The organism is Actinomadura sp. WMMA1423 (assembly GCF_006547145.1).
Lineage (GTDB): Bacteria > Actinomycetota > Actinomycetes > Streptosporangiales > Streptosporangiaceae > Spirillospora.
This window is the reverse complement of sequence record NZ_CP041244.1, coordinates 2,513,527-2,538,068: the sequence shown is the minus strand read 5'-3', so window position 1 is coordinate 2,538,068 and position 24,542 is coordinate 2,513,527. Positions and strand designations below refer to the sequence as shown.

Sequence of the window (24,542 nt, the reverse complement as noted above, 5' to 3'; positions counted from 1 at the left end):
CGGCACCCCCCTCCGGCACGGCGCCGGTCCGGAGTCGCCGATCTGAGGGGGTCAAGTGAAAAAGATCGTTCTCGTCGCGACCGCCGCGGTCGTGGCGGCGGGCGGCGCAGGATTCGCCGTCTCCGCGAGCGCGGACACCGGGCGCTCCGGTGCCGCCGCGGGCATCGCCTGGGGCAAGTGCGAGGTCAGCGGCCCCAGCGACCCGATGAACAAGGCCGAGTGCGCCCAGGTCGAGGTGCCCCTCGACTACGGCCGGCCGGGCGGCCGCAAGATCTCGATCGCGGTGTCGCGCTTCAAGCACACCGACGACAAGAACTACAAGGGCACCCTGTTCGTGAACCCGGGCGGCCCCGGCGGCTCCGGCCTCCAGTACGCGCCCGCCCTCGCCCGCTGGATCGGCGGCACCGGGCACGCCGACGTCGCCGCCAAGTACGACATCATCGGGTTCGACCCGCGCGGCGTCGGCTCCAGCAAGCCGGCGCTGACCTGCGACCCGAACTTCTCCGACCCGATCCGGCCGGACTACGTCCCCTCCTCCGCCAAGGAGGAGAAGGTCTGGATCGCCAAGTCCAAGAAGTACGCGCAGGACTGCGCGAAGAAGTTCGGCTGGCTGCTGCCGCACATGCGCACCACCGACGCCGCGCGCGACGTCGACGCGATCCGCGCCGCGCTCGGCCAGGACAAGATCAGCTGGTACGGCTTCTCGTACGGCACCTACTTCGGCGCCACCTACGCCACGCTCTTCCCCAAGCGCGTGAGCCGGATGGTGCTCGACGGCAACGTCAACCCGAAGACGGTCTGGTACGACGCCCAGCTGGAGCAGGACAAGGCCTTCGAGCACAACATGAAGGCCTGGTGGGCCTGGATCGCCAAGTACGACTCGCTCTACCACCTCGGCAAGAGCGAGAAGGCCGTCGAGGCCAAGTACTACGCCGTCCGCGCCGCTGCGAAGAAGGCGCCGATCGGCGGCCAGATGGGGCCGGACGAGCTGGACGACACCGTGCTGTCCGCCGGCTACAACACCGGCTACTACATCCCGTTCGCGGAGGCCCTCTCGGCCTGGGTGAACGACAAGGACGCCTCCGGGCTCCTCGACTGGATGAACCCCGGCGGCGAAGACAACGGCTTCGCCGTCTACAACGCCGTCCAGGCCGCCGACGCCCGGTGGCCGCGCAACTGGAGCAAGTGGCACAACGACGCCGCGAAGCTCTACAGGCAGGGCTACAGGTTCAACACCTGGAGCAACGTCTGGTTCAACGCCCCGATCGCCTTCTGGCCGTTCCAGGGCGGGCCGGCGTTCAAGCTGAAGGGCGCCAAGGGCCTGGCCGGCATGCTGCTGGTCCAGTCCACCCAGGACGCGGCGACCCCGGTCGCGGGCGGCCTGGAGATGCACAAGGTCTTCCCGTCCTCGCGCCTGGTGTTCGAGGTCGGCGGCAAGACCCACGCCAACACGCTCAACGGCAACACGTGCCTGGACGACAAGGTCGCGGCGTACCTCGACACCGGCGCGCTGCCGGCGAGCCACCGCGGCCCGGACGCCTACTGCAAGGCCGTCCCGGCGCTGAACGACCCCGACCCGACGGCCATGACCGCGAAGGCCGCGCGCGCCTCCGCGGGCAAGGACCTCCCGGTCGGACGCCCGTAGCACCCGGGCGGCGCCGCACCGGGCGGCACAGCGCCCGGGCGGCCCGCCCATGCGCGGCGTGCCCGTCCCGTCCCCTCACCGGGACGGGACGGGCACGCCGCGCTCGCTTCGCGGGCGGCTGGTTTCCGGCGGTGGTCCCGTTTGGGGGCGGAATCGCGCGATCCCGGAGGTACGCGATTCCGGGGCATCCCGCCGGTAGAAAGCGAAGGTGCTGAACGACGCTGGAAAGAGGGCCGCCGCCGGGACCGCGGCCGCCGCGGTCATCCTCGCGGTCGCCGGGGCCGCCGGGCTGGGGGCGCCCGTGGCCGCCGCCCCGCCTCCCGAGCCGAGGCCCGCGGGCCTCGCGTGGAAGGCCTGCCCCGCCAAGGACCCGGTCGAGGGAACCCGGCTCAAGGGCCTGCAGTGCGCGTCCCTCCGAGTGCCGCTCGACCACGCCGATCCGGCCGCCGGGCAGATCACCCTCGAGCTCACCCGCGCTCCGCACACCGCCCCGAGTTCCAAGGGCGTGGTGCTGCTCAACCGGGGCGGGCCGGGGGCGCACGGGCGCGACCTCCCCGCCTTCTTCACCGAGTCGGTGCCGAAGCCGCTCGCCGCGTCCTACGACTGGATCGGGTTCGACCCGCGCGGCGTCGGCGCCAGCGAGCCCGAACTGGTCTGCGACCCCGAGTACCAGAACCCCGGCCGGGCCCGCGCCGACACGGTCCCCGCGAGCGCGTCGGAGGAGGAGGCGTGGAGGGCCCGGGCACGGCGGTACGCCGACGACTGCACCGGCCGCTACCGCGCGATCCTCCCGCACATGGGCACCGCCGACTGGGCCCGCGACATGGACGCCGTCCGCGCCGCCCTCGGCGAGCAGAAGATCAACTACTTCGGCTACTCGTACGGCACGTACCTCGGCGCGGTGTACGCGACGATGTTCCCGGGGCGGGTCGGCCGCATGGTGCTCGACAGCGTCGTCCGGCCGAGCGGTGTCTGGTACGGCGACAACCTCGACCAGAACGTCGCCTTCGAGAGGCGCATCCACGCGTACTTCGCCTGGATCGGCCGCCACCACTCGACCTACCGTCTCGGGGACTCCGGCCGCGAGGTGGCCGCCGCCTACGCCAGGGCGCGGACCGCGCTCAAGGCCAAGCCGATCGACGGGCTGATCGGCCCCTCCGAACTGGACGACGTGTTCCTCGCCGACGGCTACGGAGACTACGGCTGGGCCACGCACGCGAGGGCGCTGTCGGCCTACGCCGTCCGGCACGACCCCGGGCCGCTGCGCAAGGCGTGGCAGCCCCCGTCACGGCTCGAGCAGAACAACTACACCGTCTACAACGCCGTCCAGTGCCGGGACGCGGCCTGGCCGCGCGACTGGGGGCGCTGGCACGCCGACAGCGAGCGGCTCTACCGCCAGGGCTACCGTTTCGAGACCTGGAGCAACACCTGGTACAACGCGCCCTGCGCCTTCTGGGGGGTACCGGGAGGCCCGCCGCCGCGGGTGGGGGGCGCCTCCGCCCTGCCGCCGATCCTGATGGTGCAGGCCACCGAGGACGCCGCGACCCCGTATCCGGGGGCGCTGGAGATGCACCGCCTCTTCCCGGCGTCCAGGCTGCTCGTGCAGGCCGGCGGGCACAACCACGGCGTCTCCCTGTCCGGTGACAGGTGCGTCGACGGGGCCGTCGCCGCCTATCTCGCGAGCGGAACGCTGCCCGCGAGCCGGCCGGGCCCGGACCAGACGTGCGCGGCCGGCGCCGAACCGGCCGCGGCCAAGGCGGGCCGGGCGGAGCAGACGGCGGCACACCGGTGACCCGCGGGTGACCCGCCGCCGGACCGGCCCGTGACCGAGGCCGACGAGGTGCGCGGCCCCCGGACGGCATAGGCTTGGCCACGTGGAGCTTTCAGTGGTGAGGGCCGGGGGCCGGTAGCCGTGCGGATGCTGGGCTCGATGCCGGTGCGCGTGCTGGACGACCGGTACCGTGCGGAGGCCCTCGCGATCCTGGACGCCGACCCGGTGTCCAACGTGTTCGTCAGCTCCCGCGTGCACGCCGCGGGGCTCGATCCGCGCCGCCTCGGCGCCCAGATGTGGGGCTACCTGCGCGAGGGGCGGCTCGTCTCGCTGTGCTACTCCGGCGCCAACCTCATCCCGGTCGCCGCCGGGCCCGAGGCCGTCCGGGCGTTCGCCGAGCGGGCCCAGGCCCAGGGGCGGCGCTGCTCGTCCATCGTCGGGCCCGTCGGCGCGGTCGGGGAGCTCTGGGAGATCCTCGCGCCGTACTGGGGGCCGCCCAGGGCCGTCCGCGCCGCGCAGCCGGTGATGGCGACCTCCGCCGTCCCCGACGTGCCCGCCGACCCCGGCGTGCGCCGCGTCCGGATGGAGGAGTTCGACATCGTCTACCCGGCCTGCGTGGCGATGTTCACCGAAGAGGTCGGGGTGTCGCCCAACACCGGAGACGGGGGCGTGCTCTACCGGGCCCGCGTCGCCGAGCTGATCCGCGACGGCCGCGCCTTCGCCCGGATCGAGGACGGCCGCGTCATGTTCAAGGCCGAGGTCGGCGCCGTCACCCCGCTGGCCTGCCAGGTGCAGGGCGTGTGGGTGCCTCCCGACCTGCGCGGCCGGGGCCTGTCGGAGACCGGCATGTCCGCGGTGGTGCGGGAGGCGCTGAACAGCATCGCCCCGACGGTCTCGCTGTACGTCAACGACTACAACACGCGGGCGCGGGCGGCCTACCGCCGGGTGGGGTTCACCGAGTCGGGTTCCTTTATGTCGATTCTGTTCTGAAACATCCCCTTTCTGGGATTCTCAGGTGATTGTCATTACGTGCCCGATCTGGCTGGGTTCCTGATTCGATCTTCCGTGCCGGGTACCATCCCGCCGTGGAGTTCGCCGGGGCACTGCGGCAGGCGATCCAGGCGAGCGGGCTGACGCTGGAGCGGATCCGCCACCGGCTCGGCCGGCGCGGCCTCATGGTCAGCGTGGCCACCCTCAGCTACTGGCAGCGGGGCCGCAGCAGGCCCCGCTCGCGCACCGTGGTCGTCGCTCTGGAGGAGATCCTCCAGGTGCCCCCCGGCGCCCTCACCGAGCTGCTGGACGATCCCGCGCCCGGCGCCGCGCCCGCCCGAGGGGCCGCCGGGCACGGCGGGGACGGCGCCGGCCGGCCGGGCGCGGGGGAGCGGGTCCGGGGCGTCCGGGACCTGTGGCCCGATCCCGAGCGCTATGCCTGCCTGGTCGGCCAGCTCGACCGGTCCGGCGACCACCGGCTCGAACGGCTCAGCGTCCACGACGTCTACCGGCTGGACGAGGCCCGCCGGTCCTGGACGCTTTCGGTGCGGACCGTCCTGCGGGCGGCGGGCGACGACATCGACCGCGTGGTCTGCGTCCACCAGACGGGCGACAGCCGCTCCGCGGCCCCAGCGGCCGACGGACCCGCCACCCCGGCGGCCAACGGCGCTGCCGCTCAGGCAATCGGCGGCCCGCCCGCCCTGGTGGCCGATGGGGTTGCCGCTCCGGTGGCCGAGGGCGCCGCCGCGGCGGGGGGCGGCGACCCGGCCGGGCCGGTGGGCGTGCGGTACTGCCGCCCCGGCCGGATCCGCGCCGAGGGCGGGCTGGTGGCGTTCGAGCTCGTCTTCGACCGGGTGCTCTCGGCGGGGGACACGGCGGTCGTCGAGTACGAGCTCGGTCCGGTGGGGCAGCCCGCACCCGACAGCTACGAGCGGCGCTTCTCCCATCCGGTCCACGACTACGTGGCGCTCGTCCAGTTCGACGGCGACCGGCTGCCCGCGCGCTGCTACGGCTTCACCGCCGAGAGTTCGGCGTCGCCGCGACGGCGGCTCGGCGAGCTGTGGATCGGTACTTCGGGGACCGCTAATCTCGCGGTTGGAACCGTTCGCCGCGGGATCGTGGGCATCGAGTGGGAATGGCATTAATATTGAGAAAGGAAATCGATCGGAGATATCGATGAATTCTCGGTATTCCGTCGAGAATTCATATCGATCGGCTTCGTGACCTCGGCCTTCCGGGGGCCGGGGGGTGCCCCCACGGACGGAGTTCCGATGAAGAAACCCCTGTTCACAGCTATCGCGGCCTTCTGCATGGTCGTGGTCCTCGCCGCTCCCGCGCAGGCCGTGACCTTTCGCGCGCCGCTCGTCCCCGCCGCCTCGGGCCGGGGAATCGCGGGCCAGTACATCGTGACGCTGAAGCCAGGTGTGTCGGTCGGCTCGACCGTCTCCAAGCACGGAATCAAGGCGATGTACCGCTACAAGAATGTGCTGAACGGCTTCGCCGCGCGGATCGGCGCCCGCAAGCTCGCGAAGCTGCGCGCCGAGCCCGGCGTGGCCCGTATCGAGCAGGACCCGGTGGTCCGCGCTAGCACCACGCAGCCGAACCCGCCGTCCTGGGGCCTCGACCGCATCGACCAGACCGCGCTCCCGCTGTCTCGCAGCTACACCTACAACTCGACGGGCGCGGGCGTGTACGCCTACGTCATCGACACCGGCCTCTACGCCGCGCATCCGCAGTTCGGCGGTCGCGCCTCCAACGTCTACGACGCCCTCGGCGGCAACGGCTCCGACTGCAACGGGCACGGCACGCACGTCGCCGGGACGGTCGGCTCCGCCTCCTACGGCGTCGCCAAGAAGGTCTACCTGCGCGGTGTCCGCGTGCTGAACTGCCAGGGCAACGGGACCGGCTCCGGTGTCATCGCGGGCATGAACTGGGTGGCGGGCCACCAGTCCGGGCCCTCGGTGGCCAACATGTCGCTCGGCGGTGGCTACTCGGCGTCGCTGAACTCCGCCGCTAACAACCTCGCGAACTCGGGTGTCTTCGTCGCCGTCGCGGCCGGCAACGACAGCCGGAGCGCCTGCAACTACTCGCCGGGCAGCGCCGCGAACGCCACCACCGTCGCCGCGAGCACGATCACCGACGCCAGAGCCTCCTACAGCGACTACGGGGCCTGCGTCGACCTGTACGCCCCCGGCTCGTCCATCACCTCGACCTGGCTGAACGGCGGGACGAACACCATCAGCGGCACCTCGATGGCCACCCCGCACGTCACCGGCGCCGCCGCCCTCTACAAGGCCGCCAACGGCAACGCCTCCTTCAGCGCCGTCCGCAGCTGGTTGACCTACAACGCCACCAGCGGCGTGATCAGGGGCAACCCGTCCGGGACGCCGAACCTCCTGCTCAACAAGCGCGACCTCTGACAGGGGGACTCCGGTTCCGGCCCGCGCCGGCGGCCCCGGAACCGGGCACCCCGCCCGCCGCTCCCGCGGCGGGCGGGGTGCCCGGCCACGCCCCGCCGCGACATGGCCGGGCCCCGGGGTGACCGTTTCGGCGGGAGCCGGGGCCGGCGGTTGTGACAGTTTGCCTGTTGGCATCCCGCCGTCGGAGCCTTACAGTGAGCGCGGAAGTTGCAATTGCGGTAGTCAAGGCCGTTTTGCGGGGGCCGGCCGGAGCCGATCCGGAGGCCGAGAATGCAGAGTGTGGCAGAGGACGATCTTTTCCAGGTCCTCCAGTACGGTCCGTTCAACGTCGCCCTGCACGCCGCCATCCAGGCGCGCGGCCTCAGCCTCGACTCGCTGCGGCGCCGCCTCGAGGAGCAGGGCATCGCGGTCAGCCTGTCCACGCTGAGCTACTGGCAGCGCGGCCGGACCCGGCCCGAGCGCGCCGACTCGCTGCGCGCCGTCCGCGGCCTGGAGACCATCCTCGAACTGCCGCGGCACTCGCTGCTGACGCTGCTCAGGCCGACCACCGACCGTCCCGCCGGGCCGTGGCTCCCGGTGGAGGAGCTGTGCCCCGAGCCCGGCGTCCGCGACCTGCTCGACGAGATCGGCGACCGCGGCGAGCGCCAGCTCACCGGCCTCAGCCTGCACGACCAGTACGTCATCGGGCGCCGCCGCGAGCTGCGCGAGGTCCGGGTCCGCGCGGTGTTCCAAGCCCAGCAGCGCGGCGTGGACCGCTGGATCGCCGTGTACCACCATCCGCAGGGCGTGCTGCCCTCCTCGCGCACCGTGCGGGGCTGCCGGTTCGGCCGCGTCCGGATGGACGAGGCGAGCGGCCTCATCGCCGCCGAGCTGCTGTTCGACCGGGCGCTCGGGCGCGGCGAGACCTACCTGCTGGAGTACGGCTTCGGGTTCGAGGAGACCGGCCCGCCCGTCACCGAGGAGGGCCGGGGCTTCCGCACCCCGCAGCACGAGTACCTCATCGAGGTCCGGTTCCACCCGGCGGCGCTGCCCGCCCGCTGCTACCGGACGTGGCGCCCCGACGGCCACACCGCGCTGAAGGACTCCGCCGACCTGCGGCTGTCCAGCTACCAGAGCGTCCACTTCATCGAGTTCGGGATGGCCGCCGGCTACCACGGCATCCGCTGGGAGTGGACCTGAGCCGGAACCGGGCCCTGGGGGCCGCCCGCCGTCCGCTACCGGACGAGCAGGTCGAGGAGGCGGTCGAGCTCGGCGGCCGGGTCACCGGTGAGCCCGGCGTGCACCGGGCCCGGCTGCACGATCGTGCTGCGCGGCGCGGTCAGCCACCGGAACCGCGCGCCCGGGGCCTCCTTCGCGGCCTGGCCGGCGCGCTCCCCGCCGCAGCACACCGCGTCCACCGCGGTGAGGGCGGACCGGACGCCCGCCAGGTCGAGCGAGGGGTCCAGGGCGAGCAGGCGCGGCTCGTCCAGGTGGGTGCGGCACCCGAGGTAGTCGAGGGCGCGGCAGTACACGACCACGCCGACGTTCATGTACTCGCCCCGCTCGACGCGCGGGACGACGCGCAGCGCGGCGTACTCGAACACCGTGGGCTCGGCCGCCGTCCTGATGTTGGTCGTCCTGCCGGAGGTCACGAGGCGCCCCCGAGCCAGCCGGGGCGGTTCTGGCCGCGCCGGGCGGAGGTGTCCGGGCGGTGGCCGCTGACGTCGAGGTCCGGCAGCCAGTCGCGCGGCTTGCCGGCGCGCGGCAGCAGGATGTCGAGGTAGGCGTCGCGGACCGCCGCCGGGCCCGCGAAGCCGGGCTCGCCCTCCAGCCAGTGGTCGGGCACGAGGCCGATGACCTCGCGCAGCAGCCCCTCGGTGATTCTGGGGGCGAGTTCTGCCTCGGCCTCCTCCAGCCGGTTCGCGTACGGGGTGAGCACGTGGTCGTCCACGTCGTAAGGGCCGGAGAACAGCCGGGCCGCGTTCGACCATGCGTGGTGGAAGATGAGGCTCGCGCCGTGGTCGATGAGCCACACGTCGCCGTGCCACACGAGCATGTTGGGGTTGCGCCAGCTGCGGTCGACGTTGCCGATGAACGCGTCGAACCACAGGACCCGGGAGGCGAAGCCGGGGTCGGGGCTCCAGCCGAGCGGGTCGAAGCCCAGCGAGCCGGGCAGGAAGTCGACGCCGAGGTTCCAGCCTGGGCTGGCCTTCAGCAGGTCCTGCACGTCGGGGTCGGGCTCGTGCCGTCCGATCGCCGGGTCCAGGTCGATGAGGACCTGCTCGGGCACCCGCAGGCCGAGGCGGCGCGCCAGCTCCCCGGCGATCACCTCGGCGATCAGCGCCTTGCGGCCCTGCCCGGCCCCGTGGAACTTCATGACGTAGGTCCCGAGGTCGTCGGCCTCGACGACGCCCGGAAGCGATCCGCCCTCGCGGAGCGGCGTCACGTAGCGGATGGCGGTCACATGTGGCAACACGCCGCAACGCTACCGGGTGGGGGAGCGGGCGGGATAATCGATTACATGGGCGTTGAGCTGCTCGACCTGTCGGTGCCGATCACCACGGGCATGCCGGTCTACCCGGGCGACCCCGAGGTGGAGGCCGTCCCGGCCCTCACGGTGGCGGAGGCCGGGGTGAACGTGCTCCGGCTGCACCTGGGGTCGCAGACCGGCACGCATGTGGACGCCCCGTTCCACATCGACGACGCGCTGCCCAGGCTGGACGAGCTGCCGCTGGAGCGCTTCACAGGTCCGGCCGTGCTGATGGACGTGCGGGGCCTGCCGCCGCGCGCGCCGATCCCGCCGGAGGCCGTCCCGGCGGGTCTCGCGCCGGGCGACGTCCTGCTCATCGTGACGGGCTGGTCGGATCGGTGGGGGACCGCCGACTACCTGGCCCACCCCTACCCGGCACCCGAGACGGCGGAGGCCGTCGTCGCGGCGGGCGTCCGGACGGTGGGCATCGACGCGCTCAGCGTGGACCGCACCCCGCCGCCCGGCTCGGACGGCTTCTCGCTCGCCGCCCACCGCGTCCTCTGCGGCGCCGGAGCGGTGATCGCGGAGAATCTGACCGGTCTCGGACGGCTCGTCGACGCCCAGGCCGCGGGCTGCGTGATCGACGTCTCCCTGTTCCCGCTGGCCCTGGCGGGAGCGGACGGCGCCCCCGTCCGGGCGGTCGCGCGCGTGGACGACCGGGCCGTGCTCGTCTGAGCGGGAGGCCCGCGCGGCTCCGTCCGGCCTCATACTGGGATCGGCCGACGGGGAGGATGTGGACGGATGCGGGTGGAGTGGGCGACGGACCAGGGCAGTCCCGAGCGGCCCAACGAGGACTTCGTGGCGGCCGCCGCCGGGGCGGTCGTGGTGCTCGACGGGTGCGGGCTGCCTCTCGGCACCGACCTCGGCTGCGCGCACGGGACCGCGTGGTACTCCCGGTCGCTCGGCACCCGGCTGCTGGCGCGGATGCTGGAGGGGCTCGGGCCGCAGGCGGGCCCGCCGGTGGGGCCGCCCGAGGGCGCGCACCGGCCGGGCGCCCGCCCGCTGGTCGCGCGGCTCGCCGGGGCGATCGCGGACGTGGCCGCCGCGCACCGGGCGACCTGCGACCTGCGGGTTCCGACGACTCCGGCGGCGACCGTGCTCGCGCTGCGGCTGCGGGGCGGGCTCGTCGACTACCTGGTGCTCGCCGACTCCACCGTCCTGCTGGACGGCCGCGACGGCCTGCGTGAGATCACCGGGGGCCGCCACTACGCCGCGGCTGACCCGGCCGTGGCGGACGCCGCGATCACCGGGACGGTGCCGGCCGCGGAGCTGCGGCGCGCGTTCCTGCTGACCGACGGCGCGACGCGACTCGCCGACGTGTTCGGCGCCACCGGCTGGGCCGGCCTGGCGGCACTGGCCGTGGAGCACGGGCCCGGGGGGCTGATCGAGCGGACGCGGGAGGCCGAGCGCACCGACCCCGGCGCCGTCCGCTGGCCGCGGGGCAAGGTCCACGACGACGCGACCGCGGCCGTCTGCGCCTTCGGCGGCTGAGGCCCGCCGGGCGGCGCCCGGTGCGGTCGGTAGGGTGCGGGGAACCTCGGAAGGGACCTGGCATGCGCCTCGGCATCACGATGTTCGCGACCGACCTGACGATGGCGCCGCACGAGCTGGCCCGTGAGGCCGAGGCGCGCGGCTTCTCCTCGCTCTTCCTTCCCGAGCACACCCACATCCCGGTCTCCCGCGACACCCCGCCGCCGACGGGCGCCGCGACCCTGCCCGAGGAGTACTCCCGCACGCTCGACCCGCTGGTGTCGCTCGCCGCGGCCGCCGTGGCGACCGAGCGGATCGTCCTCGGCACCGGCGTCCTGCTGGCCGCCCAGCGCGAACCGATCGTCACCGCCAAGGCCGTCGCCACCCTCGAACGGCTGGCCCCCGGACGGGTCGCGCTCGGCGTCGGCTACGGATGGAACGCCGAGGAGGGCGCGGACCACGGCGTCCCGTGGAAGCGGCGGCGGGCGGTGGTGCGCGAGCACGTCCTCGCGATGCGGGCCCTCTGGACCGACGAGGAGGCGGCGTTCGAGGGCGAGTTCGTGCGCTTCGCGGCGAGCCGCGCGTGGCCCAAGCCGTCCCGCCGCGTCCCCGTGCTGCTCGGCGGGGCCCCCGGCCCCACCCTGTTCGCGCACATCGCCGAGTACGGGGACGGGTGGATGCCGATCGGCGGCGCGGGCGTCCGCGAGGCACTGCCCGCCCTGCGCCGCGCCTGCGAGGACGCGGGCAGGGACCCCGTGCCGGTGGTCCCGTTCGGGACGCGGCCCACCCCCGGGAAACTCGACCACTACGCCTCGCTCGGGATCGAGGAGGTCGTGCTGCGCGTGCCCGGGGGCGGCCGTGACGAGGTCCTGCCGGTTTTGGACGAGTACGCCCGCGCCCACCTGTGAGCTACCGGATCATGCGGAAGCAGAAGAAGGTCGGGAACCGGTAGTACTGGCCCTTGCCGGCCTTCACCGCGCCGAGGATGAGGAACGTCCAGCCCGCGACGATCAGCTCCAGGTAGGGGAGGATGAGCGGGATCAGGAACGCCGGCTGCTCCAGGGCGATGGCGGGCGGGACGCACAGCGCCGCGACGGCCACGAGGTGGATCAACAGCGTGAGCTGGTAGTTCAGCGACTGCGCCGCGTGGAAGCGGGTGAACGGCGAGGTGTTCTTCTTCACCAGGTAGATGACCAGCGGCGGCAGGAAGCCGATCAGCAGGTTCCCGACGTAGGCGAAGATCGCCCAGGTCGTCTCCTCGCCCGGGTTCTGCTGCGGGGCGAACGGGACCCCGGGAGGCCCGTACCCGTAGCGCGGGTCGTACTGGCCGGCGGGGTGCTGGCCGGGCGGTTGGCCCTGGGGCGCGCCGGGCGGCTGGCCGTAGGCGCCGGGATACGGCGGCGGCTGCTGACCGGGCGGCTGGCCGGAGGGCGACCGGTCGAACGGAGACTGGTCGGAAGGCGGCGGCTGGTCGGAAGGCGGCTGGTCGGCCGGCTGGTCGGAAGGCGGTGGCGGGGGCTGATCCGTCACGGGGGCGTCCTCATGTCCTCTTCGAGTGTCCCTTCGGGGATACGCAGGAATCTATAGGAGCCGGGCGCACCGGCGCTGTCCGTCCGGGCGGGGCCGAGTCCGGCGGCGGCGCGGGCGTCCGCTGAGCGGGACCTGGGGCCGGAGCGGTCGCGCGCGTATTTTAGAATTTCGTTCGGCCAATGGGGCGATGGGGGCGAGCCCCGCGAGGAGGCTGAGTTGAGCGCGATCCCGATGGACCGGCCCGTGCTGGGGGAGGACGAGGCCGCGGCGCTGACGGGTCTGGCCGCGCGCGTGCGCGAGCTCGCCGAGGCCACCGTCCTCACCGCCGCCGGGGCCGCCGAGGCCGCCGCGGTGGCGGAGGAGATCGCGGCGCTGACCGCCCGGCTCACCGCCGAGCGCCGCGACGCGCCGCCGTTCGTCACGCCCGGCGAGCGCCGCATGGACCGCCAGATCGCCAACCCCGTCGCCGGGCCGCTCAACCCCCTCGCGCCGCCGGTCGCCCTTGAGGTCGCCTCGGGCGGCATCGTCCGCGGCACCTTCACGCTCGGCGCCGTCTACGAGGGGCCGCCGTCCTACGTGCACGGCGGCGTCTCCGCGATGGTGCTCGACCAGGCGCTCGGCATGGCGGCCGCCGCCAGCGGCACGCCCGGCATGACCGCGACCCTCGAGACGCGCTACCGGCGCCCCACCCCGCTCGGCGTCCCGCTCCAGGTGGAGGCGAAGGCGAGCCGGGTGGAGGGGCGCAAGGTCTACGCGTCCGGGACGATCAGCGCGCCGGACGGCCGCGTCACGGTCGAGGCGACCGCGATGTTCGTCATGCCGCAGCGGTTCGTCACGTCGGGCTACTGACCCTCACGCGGTCCGGGACCGGCGCGGGCAGCAGGGCGAGCGCGGCGAGGGTCAGCGCCGAGGCCACGATCATGCTGATCGAGATCGCCTGCCAGCCGTAGTCGTGCAGCAGCCACGTCGCGAGCAGCGGCGCGGGGCCGCCCGCGAACACCGACGCGAGCTGGTAGCCGATGCCCGCCCCGCCGTACCGCAGCCGCGTGGGGAACGTCGAGGCGATCAGCGACGCCTGCGGACCGTACTGGACGGCGTGCGGGATCTGCGCCACCACCACCGCGACGATCACCAGCGCCGCGATCTCGGTGTTGAGCAGCGCGAAGTACGGGAACGCGAAGAGCGCCACGCAGATCGAGCCGGCCGCGTACACCCGCCGCGGGCCGATGCGGTCGCCGAGGTGCCCGGCCGCCGGGATCGTGAACAGCTCCAGCGCGGCGGCGACCGTCACCGCGCTCAGCGCGAGCCCCTGCGCCATCCCGAGGTGCTTGTGCACGTAGGTGAGCGCGAACGAGGTGAACAGGTAGAACGGCATCTGCTCCGAGCAGCGCAGCAGCGCGCTCAGGATGATCTCCCTGGGGTGCCGCTTGACGACCTCGACGACCGGTACCCGGGCGACCTCGTCGCGCTTGACGACCTCGGCGAACAGCGGCGTCTCCATCACCCGGACCCGCACCCACAGCCCGATCCCGACCAGGACGAGGCTGAACAGGAACGGGACGCGCCACGCCCAGTTCCTGAAGGCCTCGTCCGCCGACAGCGCGATGGCGGTCATCATGCCGGTCCCGAGGATGAGCCCGATCGGCACGCCGAGCTGCGGCAGGCTCGCCATCAGCCCGCGCCGCCGCTGGTCGCCCCACTCCATCGACAGCAGCACCGAGCCGCTCCACTCGCCGCCGACCGCGACGCCCTGCAGGATCCGCAGGAACACCAGCAGCGCGGGCGCGGCCCAGCCGATCGTCTCGGTGCCGGGCAGCACGCCGATCAGCGCGCTCGACACGCCCATCAGCACCAGCGTGACGATCAGCGTCGCCTTCCGGCCGAGCCGGTCGCCCCAGTGCCCGAAGATCGCCGCGCCCACCGGACGGGCGGCGAAGCCGACCGCGTACGTCGCGAACGCCGACAGGGTGCCCGCGTAGTCGCTCGACTCGGGGAAGAAGACGTCCTTGAAGACGATCGCCGCGGCGGTGTTGTAGAGGAAGAAGTCGTACCACTCGATGGAGGTGCCGATCACGCTCGCGGCGGCGGCCTTGCGGACCTGCGCGCGGCGCTCCCGCACGTCCGAGGCGCCGGCGCGCCCGGCCTCTCCGGGATCCAGAACCATGGAGCCGTTGACCTTTCCGACCGCCCCCGCCGGTCCCAGCGATTTGCCCCACTGTTTCCCGTTGGCTTCGCCGCCGAAACCGTCGCCGCGCGAAACGTCCGACGATCGGGTGGTCTCCCGCTCAGTATTCGTAGACCTTCACCGTCGGGGCGTGCTGGTACCAGGACGCGATGACCGACGAGGTGTGCTCGTCGGACAGGAAGTCGACCCGCAGCCAGCCGTCGGTCTGGGTCACGCGCGTCTCGTAGCCCGGGTTGGGCGTCGCCGAGACCAGGCGCACCCGGTTCTTCTCGATCGACATCGCGGCGCTCCCGCCGCGGGTGGCGTAGCTGCGCACGCGGTCGGTCGGCCTGTGCGAAGGGGTGGGTTCCGGTTTGCTGGGCGGGGGCTTGGCGGCGGCCTTGGACGGCTTGGGCCCCCTGTCCTGGCCCGTCGGTGCGCTCGGCGGCGCGGTGGGCGACCGGGTGGCCGTCGGCCCGGGCGGCGTGGACGGGCTGGAATGGATCACCGGCCCGGCGATCGGCGGCGGAGCCGACCGCTCCGACACCGCGCTGCGCACGACGTCGCGCACTCCGAGCCACGAGAACGCCACCGCGAGCGCGGTCACCCCGACCCACGGGGCAACATACGACATCGCGCGACGCATGGGCACATGGTGGCATACGGTTCCGCCATGGCAAGTGTGTTGGTGGTCGAGGATGACGCGAATGTCCGGACCGCCTTGATCAGGGAGCTGAGCGTCCGGTCCCATGTCGTGCGCAGCGTCGGGACCGCGATGGACGCCCTGCGCGAGGTCACCCAGTCCCCGCCCGACGTGGTCGTGCTCGACCTCGGGCTCCCGGACCTCGACGGAGCCGAGGTGCTGAAGATGCTGCGCGGCATCTCCGACGTGCCGGTCATCATCGCGACCGCGCGCGACGACGAGCCCGAGATCGTCCGGTTGCTGAACGCCGGCGCCGACGACTACCTCATCAAGCCGTTCTCCATCGAGCACCTCAGTGCCCGGCTCGCCGCGGTGCTGCGCAGGTCGGCGCGCTCCGGGCCCGCCGCGGAGCTCAGCGTGGGCGGCCTGCACATCGACCTCGACCGCCGGGAGGCGCTGCTGGACGGCAAGCCGCTGGAGCTGACCCGCCGCGAGTTCGACCTGCTGGCCTACCTCGCCGCCCGGCCCGGCCGGGTCGTCGCGCGGCGCGAGCTGCTCGCCGAGGTGTGGCGGCAGGCCTACGGCGACGACCAGACCATCGACGTCCACCTGTCCTGGCTGCGCCGCAAGCTGGGCGAGACCGCCGCCGCCCCCCGCTACCTGCACACGGTCCGCGGTGTCGGGGTACGGCTGGCGGACCCGGGCGCATGAGGCGGACGCTCGTCCTGGTGTCGCTGGCGGTCACCTCGATGGTCGCTCTGGCGTTCCTCATCCCGCTGGCCCTCACCGTCCGGGAGATCGCCCGCGACCGCGCGCTGACGACCGCCGAGCGGCAGGCCAGCGCGCTCGGCCCAGTCTTGGTCGTCACCGAGGACCCGGCGGCCCTCGAACGCGCCGTCGCCAGCACCCAGGCCGGGGCCGCCGGGCGGATGACCGTGCACATGCCGGACGGCGGGCTCGTCCCGAAGAACCCGCGGGGCGAGGACGCCGCCCGGCCCGACCAGCTCACCGAGGCCGGGCGGCGCGGCCGGTCCTACACCGCGCGCGTCGAGGGCGGGTACGCGCTGCTCCAGCCGGTGTCGCTGGACGCGGGCCGCACCGCCGTCGTCGAGGTGTTCCTGCCCGACGAGGACCTCTCGCGCGGCGTGTGGAAGGCGTGGCTCGTCATGACGACGGTCGCCGCCGCGCTCGTCGCCGGGTCCGTCGCCGTCGCCGACCGGCTGGGCGCCCGCATGATCCGCTCCACCCGGCGGCTGGCCGAGGCCGCGGGCGCGTTCGGCGACGGGGAGCTGTCGGTGCGGATCGAGCCGGACGGGCCGCCCGAGCTGGTCGAGGCGGGCCTGGCGTTCAACGCGATGGCCGACCACGTCGTCCAGCTGCTGTCGGCCGAGCGGGAGATGGCGGCCGACCTGTCGCACCGCCTCCGCACCCCGCTCGCCGCGCTGCGCCTCAACGTCGAGGCGCTCGGGGACGGCCACGTCGCCGAGCAGACCCGGGAGGCCGTCGACCGGATCGAGCGCGAGGTCGACCAGATCATCCGCACCGTCCGGCGGCCCACCGGCCGGGGCAGCTGCGACGCCTCCAAGGTGCTGCGCGACCGGGTCGCGTTCTGGTCCGTCCTGGCCGAGGACGAGGGGCGCTCCTGCGAGCTGATCGGCGCCGAGGGCCCCGCGCCGCTGCCGATCCCCGGCACCGAGCTCGCGGCCGCCGTGGACGCGCTGCTCGGCAACGTCTTCCGGTACACCGCCGAGGGCACCGGCTTCGTCGTCACCCTCCACCAGGGGCAGGGCGTCACCGGCATCCTCGTCGCCGACGGCGGCCCCGGCATCGCCGACCCGGACGCCGCGCTGAAGCGCGGCAGCAGCGGCGGCGGCTCCACCGGCCTCGGCCTGGACATCGCCCGCCGCGCCGCCGAGTCGACCGGCGGCTACCTGCGCATCCACCGCAGCGTCCTCGGCGGCGCCCAGGTGCAGATGTGGTTCCGGACGAGGTGGCTGCCACCGGCCCGCCGCTCCCGCCGCCTCGTCCGCCGGCGCCACTCCCGCACCTAGCGCCAGGCATAGCACCGCCTTAAGACCGTCTTAACCGCGGTCGAGGCGGCGCGGAGCGCGCCTAGCCTGACGGCTATGAGACGCTCCCGCTCCCAGTACGTCGCCGCCGCGCTGATCGGCGTCGTCGGCCTCGTGGTCGCCGTCCTCATCGCCGCCGCCGGCCTGGTCGCCGGCGACAACGTGCCCACCGTGCCGTCCTCGTACTAGACGCCGGCCCCGGGCTGGCCCTCCTCGCGGGGGTGGTCGCCGGTCGCGCCGTCGAGCAGCTCGCGGAGGATGTCCATGTGGCCGACGTGCCGTGCGGTCTCCTCGACCATGTGGATCAGCACCCAGCGCAGGGTGACCGCGGCGCCGTGCCACGCGGTGCCCCGGTCCTCGAGGCCCAGTTCCGCGATGACCTCGTCGGCCGCGGCCCGCGCCCGTCCGTAGAACGCGGCGATGCCCTCGATGGTCTCGCCGGACTCGACCCTGAGATCGGCCTCCGGGTCGTCGTCACTGAACGGGAGCGGCTCGGTCTCGCGCCCGAACGTCCCGCAGAACCAGTCGTACTCGACGGCGGCCAGGTGCTTGGTCAGCCCGAGCAGGCTCGTCCCGGACGGGGTCATGGGGCGCCGCGCCTGCTCCTCGTCGAGGCCGTCCAGCTTCCACAGGACCACGTCGCGGTGCCGGTCGAGGGCGGCCTTCAGACTTTCCTTCTCACCACCGGTGTACGGCACTACTTCCATGCGGGGACGCTACCAGCGCGACCAGGACCGGGCCGGCGCCCGCAGGACGCCGGCCCGGCCGGGGAGCGCGGTCAGCAGTTGGAGTACTTGACGTACCACTTGCCGACGACGGCTCCGGTGTCGGCGCCGAGCTTGTAGTCGGCGATCCAGCGGTTGGGGCTGTTCAGCCTCACCCAGAGGTACCCGTTCCGGCGCTGGATGCTGTCCCAGTCCGTCCAGATCTTGGAGTCCTTCGCCAAGACGCCGACCACCGGGTAGCCGGTGCCCGGCCCCGTGCGGACGTTGAGCCCATCCGCCGGCAGGACCACGCCGCTACACCAGTGGACGCGGTGCTTGTTCCGGACGAGCAGCCGGTGCATCGCCTTGGCGGCACCCGCCGGCCCGACCTCGATGGCGCCCGGCCCGTGGCCCTCCTCGTCCGGTGGAGGAGCGGGCTTGGCCGCGGCCGGCCCGGCATGGCCCGGCGCCGGCGGAGGCGCGGCCGAGGCGACCGAGCCTGCCTCCGCGCCGGCGCCGATGGCGCTTCCGCTGAGCGCCGCGGCGGCCAGGACCACGCCGAGCTTCGTCCTTATGTGCATCTGAACCTCCCGATTGAGGCGGCGGACTGACACCAGAAGGTTACCGAGGGTCATAAGAAATGAGCAGAGAGTCGCAGGACAGTTCTTTGTGACGCCTGGACGCCCAAATTCCGCCCCCCTGAACACCCCCGCCTCACCCGGGACCACGACCCCACCGCGCCCCGAAGAAGTGATCCCGCCTAGCAGTCACCAAGACCCGAACCACGGATAGGCCGCCGGAGGCCCCCGGAGGGCCACCCCCAGGATCACCTGCCCCTTTCCACCCCCGAGCCCCCCTCGGCGTCCCACCCCCAGAACGAGATCCACCACCCCCGAATAAGCGTGGCTCAGCGCTTCCCTAAGTGAGGCTTAAAGGCGTTCTGTTGGGGGGTGGGCGGGCCTAGCGTTGGCGGTGTCAGATCGGAGACACGGCGGAGGTGCACAGGCGGAGAGCAGAGCGATCGTCGGCTGAGGTTCCGACTGAGGTTCCTGATTGAGACAGGTTTCTGGCCCGCACGGCCCCCTTTACCCCGCTCTGGGGCCGTGCGGGCCAGAAGTCTTTTCTAGGGGCGTGGGAGAGCGCCCAGCAGGAGCAGGCGGAAGGCGTCGGCCGTGCCGGTGGCGGTGGTGTCGCCGGTGGCGAGGCGGCGGACGGCGAGGCCGTAGAGCATCGCGACGGTCGCGGGGGCGTGCCGTTCGGCGTCCGGGATGCCGAGGCTGGTCAGGATGGCGGCGGCCAGGCGGTCGTAGGCCTCGACCGAGCGCGTGGAGGTCTCGCGGAGGGCCGGGTTGCGGGCGGCGTGCAGGTGGAGTTCGAGGTTCGCGAGCTGCTCGGGGTCGTGGGCGACGCCGATGACGGCCTTCTCGACCTCGTCGGCGGCCTCGACGGGGGCGATGCCGGACTCGGCGAGGGCCTGGACGTAGGCGGTGATGCGGGCGATCTCCTGCTCCACGAAGGTGTGCAGCGCCTCGCGGAGGAGGTCCTCCTGGCTGGGGAAGTGGTAGGTCAGGGAGCCCAGGGAGACGCCGGCCGCGCGCGCGACGGCCCGGTTGGTCACGGCGCCGATGCCCTGCTCGCCGATCAGGCGGAGGGTGGCGTGGAGGATCTGGTCGCGAGCGCTCATCGGTGCCCAGTCTTCCCTAGAACCGGTGCCTTCAGTATCGTTCGTTCGAACGAACGATAGCGGGAGGCGGCATTGGAAGCGGGACTCGCCGGGCAGGCGGAGGCGCTCGCGAGGGGAGAGGTCTCCTCGAGCGACCTGGTGGAGGAGAGCCTGGAGGCCATCGGCCGGCAGGAGGCGCTCGGGGCGTTCCGGGTGGTGCGGGCCGAGGCGGCCGCGCAGGAGGCGCTGGAGGCCGACAAGCGGCTGGCGGAGGGGGAGCGGCTGCCGCTGCTCGGGGTGCCCGTCGCCATCAAGGACGACACCGACCTGGCGGGGGAGACCACGCCCTTCGCGGTGGCGGGGGACCACGTGCCGGCGGCGCGGGACGGGGAGGTCGTGCGCAAGCTGCGGGCGGCCGGGGCGATCGTCGTGGGGAAGACGACCACGTGCGAGCTCGGGCTGTGGCCGTTCAGCGAGTCGCGCGAGTACGGGATCGCCAGGAATCCGTGGAACCCCGACTACTCGCCCGGCGGGTCGTCGGGCGGGTCGGCGGCGGCCGTGGCGGCGGGCATGGTCGCGGCGGCGGTCGGCTCCGACGGGGCCGGGTCGGTCCGCATCCCGGCGGCGTGGACGGGCCTGGTCGGCATCAAGCCCCAGCGCGGGCGGGTCTCCGCCTATCCGCAGACGGACCCGTTCAACGGGATCACCGTGTGGGGCCCGCTGGCGCGGACCGTGGGGGACGCCGCACTGCTGCTCGACGTGCTGACCGGCAGCCACCCCGAGGACGTCTACCAGCTCGACCCGCCCATCACCCCGTTCGCCGAGGCCGCGAAGCGGGAGCCGGGCAGGTTGCGGATCGCCGTCTCCTACCGGACGGCCCCGGGGGTCAGCGGGCGGCTCGACCCGCAGATCAGGGCGGCGGTGGAACGGCTCGCGCGGAGGCTGACCGCCCTCGGGCACAAGGTGTTCCCCGCCGACCCCGACTACGGGCCGGTGGCGCTCGGCCTCGTCCCGCGCGGGACGGCGGGCGTCGCCGACTGGCTGGAGTCCCTGCCGAACCCGCGGCCCGACCCCCGGACGGAGGCCGAGGCGCGGGTGGGACGGGTCCTCGGCCGGCGGCTGCTGCCCCTGGCGAAGCGGCTGGACCCGTACCTGAGGAGGAGGGTCGGGCGCATCTTCCAGGTCGCGGACGTGGTGATGACGCCCACGACCGCGCAGCCGCCGCTGCGCGTCGGGGCCTTCGACGGGGCCGGCTACCACAGGACGCAGTCGGGCGTCGCGGCCGCGTGCCCGTACGCGTGGACGTGGAACGTCCTGGGCTGGCCCGGCGTGAACGTCCCGGCGGGGTTCACCGGGAACGGGCTGCCCATCGGCGCCCAGCTGCTCGGGCACGACTCCGACGAGGCGACGCTCATCTCGCTCGCCGCGCAGCTGGAGTCGGTCGAGGGCTGGGCCGGGCGGCGGCCCTAGGCCGAGCGGCGGGCCGCCGGTGCGGGAGTCCGCGCCGGCGGCTCCTCGCGTTCAGTAGCCGGCGCCCGTGAGCATGCCGCCGTCGACGAGGACCTCGCTGCCGGTGCAGTAGGTCGAGTCGTCCGAGGCGAGGAAGACCACCAGGCCGGTGATCTCCTGGGACTTGCCCATGCGCCCGAGCGGCAGCGCCTTCATGAACGCGTCGGCGCTGGCCGCCGTGGCCGAGACGATGTCGTCCTGCATGGTCAGGGGCGTCAGCACGCCGCCGGGGTGGATGGAGTTCACGCGGATGCCGTACTGGCCGAGCTCGCGGGCGGCCGACTTGGTCAGCCCCCGGACGCCGAACTTGCTGGCGCTGTAGGCGGCGAGGCCGGCCGCGCCGATGAACCCCTCGGTCGAGGAGACGTTGACGATCGAGCCGCCGCCCGCCGCGCGCATCGGGGCGGTCACCGTCTTCACCCCGAGCCACTGGCCGACCAGGTTCACCTCGAGGATCTGGCGGAACTCCTCGACCGCCATGTTCTCGATGGTCTTGTGCCGGAGGATGCCGGCATTGTTGACCAGGACGTTCAGTGCCCCGAACGTCTCGGTCGCCGTCTGGACGGCCCGCTGCCAGTCCTCTTCCTTGGACACGTCCATCCGGACGAAGCGGACGTCGTCCCCGAGGTCGGCGGCCAGCTTGGCTCCCTCGTCCTCCAGGACGTCGCCGAACACCACCTTCGCGCCCTCGTCCAGGAACCGGCGGACGTGCGCCTTGCCCATGCCGCGCGCGCCACCGGTGATCAGCGCCACCTTGCCGTCAAGCTGCCCCATCAACGCTCCTCGTCGCCCGTTGCCACCCGGCCAACCTAGCGAACGCTTGGTCAACCGAACAAGGCGCCCCCTAGCCCGCGCGCAGCCCCCCGAACAGCAGCGTCAGCATCCGGTCGGCGTAGGCGTCCGGGTCGGGCGTACGCTCGGACGCGACCCCGATCGCGTTCGCGAGCCGCAGCAGGTCGCCCGGGTCGATCCCGGCGTGGACCGCCCCGGCCAGCTGCGCCCGCTCCAGCAGCAGGCCGAGCGCGGAGCGGATCGCGGAGGCCGCGGCGCCGAGCCCGGTGTCCGCCCACTCCGGCCCCATGGCCTCGATGATCACGGTGCAGGTGCCGCGCGGGGACGACGCGCCTGCCAGGTAGACGCGCAGCCAGCGGCCGAGCGCGGCCTCGGCGTCCGGTTCGGCGAGCAGCGCCTCGGCGTGCCCGAGCAGGCCGTCGATCCGCTCGCGCAGGACGGCGTGCAGCAGCGCGTCCCGGGTGGGGAAGTGGCGGTAGAGCGTTCCAGAGCCGACGCCGGCCCGCTTGGCGATGTCGTCGAGGGACGCGCTCGTGCCGTGCTCGGTGAAGGCGGTGCGGGCGGTCGTGATGAGGCGTTCGTAGTTGCGGCGGGCGTCGGCCCGCATCGGCCGGGTCTCCATGGGCACCGTCCAGCGGTCGCGGGTGGCCTGATGTGGCCCCCGGCCTGCGTCTTTGGACGAGCCTGCCATCTTCCAGGGGGAACGCGCTACCCGCAGCGCGCGGCGAGTGCGTCCCGCGACAGCCGGTCGGCCCTGCGCGTCGTCTCCGGCAGCCGGTACTCGGGCGTCAACGCGAGCACGGCGCGGCACGCGGCGTCGAGGCCGGTGCGGTGCCCGACGGAGACGAACACCGGCTTCACGCCCTCCCGGGTCCGCAGGACCCGGCCCACGGTCTCGCCGCCGTCCAGCAGCGGGCTCGCGTCGCCGCGCCGCGGCCCCGGCTGCTCGTACGCGCCGACGAACGCGGTCTTGCCGACGCCGACGGACGGCAAGCCGGTCAGCACGCCGAGATGGCACGCCAGCCCGAAGCGGCGCGGGTGCGCGATCCCGAAACCGTCGCAGACGAGCAGGTCAGGCGTGGTCTCCAGGCGGCGGAGGGCGTCCAGCAGGGTGGGCAGCTCCCGGAACGCGAACAGGCCCGGGACGTAGGGGAACGCGGCCGTCCCCACGGCGACCGACTCCTCCACGACCTCCAGCGTCGCCGCGTCCAGGACGACCGCGGCGGCGGCCAGTCGGTCGCCGGCTCCGCCGCCTCCCGCGTAGGAGACGTCCAGGCCCGCGACCGTGCGCGGCGCGTCCGGCCCCGGGACGTCCAGTTCGAGCATCGGGCGCAGCCGGTCCTGGATCGCCTCGGCCTCCTCCGGTGTGGACGGCCAGGGATGCAGATCGCGTACCTCCATGCCCGGGACGTTACCGCCCGGCCGGGACTGCGAGGCCGCTCCGGCAGGACGGTCGCCCCGTCAGGACAGCGACGCGTAGGCCGCCTGCGTCAGCCGGTAGGCGCGCAGATCGCCGGACGCCTGGTCGCCCATGAGGTTCGGCAGGTAGGCGAGCGCGAGCCCGGCCTCGGGGTCGCCGAGGCCGATCGAGCCGCCCGCGCCGGTGTGGCCGAACGCCGACTCCCGTCCCGCCCTCGGCGTGAAGAAGGTCTGCGACGGGCGCATGAAGCCGAGGCCGAAGGCGCTCCGCACGAGCAGCGTCCGGTCCGGGCCCCCGGCGCGCGGGCGGACGGCCTCGCGCAGCGTGTCCGGACGCAGGATCCGGCCCGCCACGAGATCGCGGTAGAAGCCGGCGAGCGCGGGCGCGGTGGTCGTCATCCCGGCGGCCGGCCATCCGGCGCGCAGCACGACCGGGTTGTTGTAGCCGCCCTTGCCCGGGTGCGGGTTGTTCAGCGACCGGTTCATCAGGCTCTGGGGATCGAGGTAGGCCTCCGCGAGCCGCGTCAGGACGTCGTGCTCGGGCGGCTTGGGCGCGTCCGTCCCGCCGCCGGAGCGGCGGCCCGCCGACAGCTTCGCCGCCCGCTCGATCACCTCGTCCGGGGCGCCGACCCACAGGTCGAGGCCGCGGGCGAACTCGTCCTTCACGAACGCGCCGACCGTCCGGCCCCCGGAGTGGCGGCGGACGATCTCACCGGCGAGCCAGCCGTAGGTGAGCGCGTGGTAGCCGTGGGCCTCGCCGGGCGTCCACTCGGGCTCCTGGGCGGCCAGCTCGGCCGCCCGGGCGGGGGCGTCCGCCGCATCCTCCGCCGTGACCGTGCGCGCGAACGCCGGCAGGCCCACCTGGTGCGACAGAAGGTGCGCGGCCGTGGCGCCGTCCTTGCCGGCGGCGCCGAACTCCGGCCACCAGTCCGTCACCGGACCGTCCACCTCGTAGGCGCCGCGCTCGGCCAGCAGCAGCGCCGCCGCGGCCGTCACCGCCTTGGTGCAGGAGAACCCGAAGCAGGGCGTGTCGGGCTGCCAGGCGCGCCCGGTGCGGCGGTCGGCGACGCCGCCCCACAGGTCGACGACCTTGCGGTCGCCCGCGTAGACGGCGACGGCGGCGCCGAGCTCGCGCCCCTCGGCGAAGTTCTGCTCGAACACCTCGCGGACGCCGGCGAACGCCGGATCGCAGTGGCCCTGCACCGTGCTGCTCATGCGCGATCCTCTCAGGCGGGGCCTCCATA

At 73.7% G+C, this 24,542-nt stretch carries 26 protein-coding genes; 14 read left to right on the top strand and 12 right to left on the bottom strand.

The window, feature by feature from the left end; translation table 11 throughout:
* Positions 1-55: 55 nt before the first annotated feature.
* The 6 genes from FKD65_RS11745 (at position 56) to FKD65_RS11720 (ending at position 8,005) form a co-directional block, all read left to right on the top strand.
* Positions 56-1,645 (top strand): alpha/beta hydrolase, encoded by a 1,590-nt coding sequence (locus FKD65_RS11745; protein ID WP_240810093.1) that lies wholly within the window; start codon positions 56-58, stop codon positions 1,643-1,645.
* Positions 1,646-1,853: 208 nt separating this feature from the next.
* Positions 1,854-3,437 (top strand): alpha/beta hydrolase, encoded by a 1,584-nt coding sequence (locus FKD65_RS11740; protein ID WP_141577479.1) that lies wholly within the window; start codon positions 1,854-1,856, stop codon positions 3,435-3,437.
* A 126-nt stretch (positions 3,438-3,563) separates the two neighbouring features.
* Positions 3,564-4,406, top strand: coding sequence for a GNAT family N-acetyltransferase (locus tag FKD65_RS11735; protein WP_141586757.1), 843 nt, complete (start codon positions 3,564-3,566; stop codon positions 4,404-4,406).
* Positions 4,407-4,501: 95 nt separating this feature from the next.
* A complete protein-coding gene (locus FKD65_RS11730) occupies positions 4,502-5,551 on the top strand; it encodes a helix-turn-helix domain-containing protein (RefSeq protein WP_141577478.1) in 1,050 nt (349 codons plus the stop codon).
* A 126-nt stretch (positions 5,552-5,677) separates the two neighbouring features.
* A complete protein-coding gene (locus FKD65_RS11725) occupies positions 5,678-6,826 on the top strand; it encodes a S8 family peptidase (RefSeq protein WP_141577477.1) in 1,149 nt (382 codons plus the stop codon).
* 270 nt (positions 6,827-7,096) lie between these two features.
* On the top strand, positions 7,097-8,005 hold the full coding sequence (locus FKD65_RS11720) for a hypothetical protein (RefSeq protein ID WP_141577476.1): 909 nt from the start codon (positions 7,097-7,099) through the stop codon (positions 8,003-8,005).
* 35 nt (positions 8,006-8,040) lie between these two features.
* On the opposite strand, the gene FKD65_RS11715 is transcribed toward FKD65_RS11720, so the two are convergent.
* On the bottom strand, positions 8,041-8,457 hold the full coding sequence (locus tag FKD65_RS11715; RefSeq protein WP_302931597.1) for a DUF3037 domain-containing protein: 417 nt from the start codon (positions 8,455-8,457) through the stop codon (positions 8,041-8,043).
* The gene (locus tag FKD65_RS11710) at positions 8,454-9,281 is read right to left on the bottom strand and encodes a HipA family kinase (RefSeq protein WP_141577475.1); all 828 of its coding nucleotides are present in this window, start codon (positions 9,279-9,281) and stop codon (positions 8,454-8,456) included. Before FKD65_RS11710 ends, FKD65_RS11715 begins: the two co-directional genes overlap by 4 nt.
* Positions 9,282-9,326: 45 nt before the next feature.
* Here FKD65_RS11710 and FKD65_RS11705 point away from each other — a divergent pair, with 45 nt between their 5' ends.
* The 3 genes from FKD65_RS11705 (at position 9,327) to FKD65_RS11695 (ending at position 11,713) form a co-directional block, all read left to right on the top strand.
* Positions 9,327-10,010, top strand: a complete 684-nt coding sequence (locus tag FKD65_RS11705; RefSeq protein WP_141577474.1) for a cyclase family protein — start codon at positions 9,327-9,329, stop codon at positions 10,008-10,010.
* 66 nt (positions 10,011-10,076) lie between these two features.
* Positions 10,077-10,826, top strand: a complete 750-nt coding sequence (locus tag FKD65_RS11700) for a hypothetical protein (protein ID WP_141577473.1) — start codon at positions 10,077-10,079, stop codon at positions 10,824-10,826.
* A 62-nt stretch (positions 10,827-10,888) separates the two neighbouring features.
* The gene (locus FKD65_RS11695; protein ID WP_141577472.1) at positions 10,889-11,713 is read left to right on the top strand and encodes a TIGR03619 family F420-dependent LLM class oxidoreductase; all 825 of its coding nucleotides are present in this window, start codon (positions 10,889-10,891) and stop codon (positions 11,711-11,713) included.
* A gap of 1 nt (position 11,714) precedes the next feature.
* Here FKD65_RS11695 and FKD65_RS11690 read toward each other — a convergent pair whose 3' ends face one another.
* Positions 11,715-12,335, bottom strand: coding sequence for a DUF4870 domain-containing protein (locus FKD65_RS11690; RefSeq protein ID WP_141577471.1), 621 nt, complete (start codon positions 12,333-12,335; stop codon positions 11,715-11,717).
* Between the two features lie 216 nt (positions 12,336-12,551).
* Here FKD65_RS11690 and FKD65_RS11685 point away from each other — a divergent pair, with 216 nt between their 5' ends.
* A complete protein-coding gene (locus FKD65_RS11685) occupies positions 12,552-13,184 on the top strand; it encodes a PaaI family thioesterase (RefSeq protein WP_141577470.1) in 633 nt (210 codons plus the stop codon).
* Here the strand turns inward: FKD65_RS11685 and FKD65_RS11680 are convergent.
* Positions 13,168-14,499, bottom strand: a complete 1,332-nt coding sequence (locus tag FKD65_RS11680; protein WP_141577469.1) for an MFS transporter — start codon at positions 14,497-14,499, stop codon at positions 13,168-13,170. The two genes, FKD65_RS11685 and FKD65_RS11680, sit on opposite strands and share 17 nt — an antisense overlap.
* 121 nt (positions 14,500-14,620) lie before the next feature.
* Positions 14,621-15,145, bottom strand: coding sequence for a hypothetical protein (locus tag FKD65_RS11675; protein WP_205718634.1), 525 nt, complete (start codon positions 15,143-15,145; stop codon positions 14,621-14,623).
* Positions 15,146-15,172: 27 nt separating this feature from the next.
* On the opposite strand from FKD65_RS11675, the gene FKD65_RS11670 reads away from it, so the two are divergent.
* The 3 genes from FKD65_RS11670 to FKD65_RS46225 all read left to right on the top strand — a co-directional run bounded on the left by FKD65_RS11670 (position 15,173) and on the right by FKD65_RS46225 (position 17,400).
* Complete coding sequence (locus FKD65_RS11670) at positions 15,173-15,853, top strand: response regulator transcription factor (RefSeq protein WP_205718633.1); 681 nt, start codon at positions 15,173-15,175, stop codon at positions 15,851-15,853.
* Complete coding sequence (locus FKD65_RS11665; protein ID WP_141577467.1) at positions 15,850-17,193, top strand: HAMP domain-containing sensor histidine kinase; 1,344 nt, start codon at positions 15,850-15,852, stop codon at positions 17,191-17,193. Before FKD65_RS11670 ends, FKD65_RS11665 begins: the two co-directional genes overlap by 4 nt.
* 75 nt (positions 17,194-17,268) lie before the next feature.
* Positions 17,269-17,400: a hypothetical protein gene (locus FKD65_RS46225; protein ID WP_302931596.1), complete on the top strand. Its 132-nt coding sequence runs from the start codon at positions 17,269-17,271 to the stop codon at positions 17,398-17,400.
* On the opposite strand, the gene FKD65_RS11660 is transcribed toward FKD65_RS46225, so the two are convergent.
* The 3 genes from FKD65_RS11660 to FKD65_RS11650 form a co-directional block, all read right to left on the bottom strand.
* Positions 17,397-17,918, bottom strand: coding sequence for a DinB family protein (locus tag FKD65_RS11660; protein WP_141577466.1), 522 nt, complete (start codon positions 17,916-17,918; stop codon positions 17,397-17,399). The two genes, FKD65_RS46225 and FKD65_RS11660, sit on opposite strands and share 4 nt — an antisense overlap.
* A gap of 71 nt (positions 17,919-17,989) precedes the next feature.
* Positions 17,990-18,496 (bottom strand): SH3 domain-containing protein, encoded by a 507-nt coding sequence (locus FKD65_RS11655; protein ID WP_141577465.1) that lies wholly within the window; start codon positions 18,494-18,496, stop codon positions 17,990-17,992.
* Positions 18,497-19,038: 542 nt separating this feature from the next.
* The gene (locus FKD65_RS11650) at positions 19,039-19,599 is read right to left on the bottom strand and encodes a TetR/AcrR family transcriptional regulator (protein ID WP_141577464.1); all 561 of its coding nucleotides are present in this window, start codon (positions 19,597-19,599) and stop codon (positions 19,039-19,041) included.
* A gap of 72 nt (positions 19,600-19,671) precedes the next feature.
* Between FKD65_RS11650 and FKD65_RS11645 the strand changes: the two genes are divergently transcribed.
* Positions 19,672-21,048, top strand: coding sequence for an amidase (locus FKD65_RS11645; protein WP_141577463.1), 1,377 nt, complete (start codon positions 19,672-19,674; stop codon positions 21,046-21,048).
* A 51-nt stretch (positions 21,049-21,099) separates the two neighbouring features.
* Here the strand turns inward: FKD65_RS11645 and FKD65_RS11640 are convergent, their stop codons facing one another.
* The 4 genes from FKD65_RS11640 to FKD65_RS11625 all read right to left on the bottom strand — a co-directional run bounded on the left by FKD65_RS11640 (position 21,100) and on the right by FKD65_RS11625 (position 24,513).
* The gene (locus tag FKD65_RS11640; protein WP_141577462.1) at positions 21,100-21,861 is read right to left on the bottom strand and encodes a glucose 1-dehydrogenase; all 762 of its coding nucleotides are present in this window, start codon (positions 21,859-21,861) and stop codon (positions 21,100-21,102) included.
* A 70-nt stretch (positions 21,862-21,931) separates the two neighbouring features.
* Entirely contained in the window at positions 21,932-22,501 is a 570-nt protein-coding gene (locus FKD65_RS11635) for a TetR/AcrR family transcriptional regulator (protein WP_205718632.1), read from the bottom strand.
* 86 nt (positions 22,502-22,587) lie between these two features.
* The gene (locus FKD65_RS11630) at positions 22,588-23,280 is read right to left on the bottom strand and encodes an endonuclease V (RefSeq protein ID WP_141577461.1); all 693 of its coding nucleotides are present in this window, start codon (positions 23,278-23,280) and stop codon (positions 22,588-22,590) included.
* Between the two features lie 60 nt (positions 23,281-23,340).
* Complete coding sequence (locus FKD65_RS11625; protein ID WP_141577460.1) at positions 23,341-24,513, bottom strand: serine hydrolase domain-containing protein; 1,173 nt, start codon at positions 24,511-24,513, stop codon at positions 23,341-23,343.
* Positions 24,514-24,542: the final 29 nt, after the last annotated feature.

What these genes read in the sequence shown, in the direction of transcription:
- FKD65_RS11735 (WP_141586757.1), top strand. Translation starts at nt 3,564, where the DNA reads ATGCTGGGCTCGATGCCGGTGCGCGTGCTGGACGACCGGTACCGTGCG.
- FKD65_RS11725 (WP_141577477.1), top strand. Translation starts at nt 5,678, where the DNA reads ATGAAGAAACCCCTGTTCACAGCTATCGCGGCCTTCTGCATGGTCGTG.
- FKD65_RS11720 (WP_141577476.1), top strand. Translation starts at nt 7,097, where the DNA reads ATGCAGAGTGTGGCAGAGGACGATCTTTTCCAGGTCCTCCAGTACGGT.
- FKD65_RS11705 (WP_141577474.1), top strand. Translation starts at nt 9,327, where the DNA reads ATGGGCGTTGAGCTGCTCGACCTGTCGGTGCCGATCACCACGGGCATG.
- FKD65_RS11700 (WP_141577473.1), top strand. Translation starts at nt 10,077, where the DNA reads ATGCGGGTGGAGTGGGCGACGGACCAGGGCAGTCCCGAGCGGCCCAAC.
- FKD65_RS11695 (WP_141577472.1), top strand. Translation starts at nt 10,889, where the DNA reads ATGCGCCTCGGCATCACGATGTTCGCGACCGACCTGACGATGGCGCCG.
- FKD65_RS11680 (WP_141577469.1), bottom strand. Translation starts at nt 14,499, where the DNA reads ATGGTTCTGGATCCCGGAGAGGCCGGGCGCGCCGGCGCCTCGGACGTG.
- FKD65_RS11675 (WP_205718634.1), bottom strand. Translation starts at nt 15,145, where the DNA reads ATGCGTCGCGCGATGTCGTATGTTGCCCCGTGGGTCGGGGTGACCGCG.
- FKD65_RS11670 (WP_205718633.1), top strand. Translation starts at nt 15,173, where the DNA reads ATGGCAAGTGTGTTGGTGGTCGAGGATGACGCGAATGTCCGGACCGCC.
- FKD65_RS11665 (WP_141577467.1), top strand. Translation starts at nt 15,850, where the DNA reads ATGAGGCGGACGCTCGTCCTGGTGTCGCTGGCGGTCACCTCGATGGTC.
- FKD65_RS46225 (WP_302931596.1), top strand. Translation starts at nt 17,269, where the DNA reads ATGAGACGCTCCCGCTCCCAGTACGTCGCCGCCGCGCTGATCGGCGTC.
- FKD65_RS11660 (WP_141577466.1), bottom strand. Translation starts at nt 17,918, where the DNA reads ATGGAAGTAGTGCCGTACACCGGTGGTGAGAAGGAAAGTCTGAAGGCC.
- FKD65_RS11655 (WP_141577465.1), bottom strand. Translation starts at nt 18,496, where the DNA reads ATGCACATAAGGACGAAGCTCGGCGTGGTCCTGGCCGCCGCGGCGCTC.
- FKD65_RS11650 (WP_141577464.1), bottom strand. Translation starts at nt 19,599, where the DNA reads ATGAGCGCTCGCGACCAGATCCTCCACGCCACCCTCCGCCTGATCGGC.
- FKD65_RS11640 (WP_141577462.1), bottom strand. Translation starts at nt 21,861, where the DNA reads ATGGGGCAGCTTGACGGCAAGGTGGCGCTGATCACCGGTGGCGCGCGC.
- FKD65_RS11635 (WP_205718632.1), bottom strand. Translation starts at nt 22,501, where the DNA reads ATGGAGACCCGGCCGATGCGGGCCGACGCCCGCCGCAACTACGAACGC.
- FKD65_RS11630 (WP_141577461.1), bottom strand. Translation starts at nt 23,280, where the DNA reads ATGGAGGTACGCGATCTGCATCCCTGGCCGTCCACACCGGAGGAGGCC.
- FKD65_RS11625 (WP_141577460.1), bottom strand. Translation starts at nt 24,513, where the DNA reads ATGAGCAGCACGGTGCAGGGCCACTGCGATCCGGCGTTCGCCGGCGTC.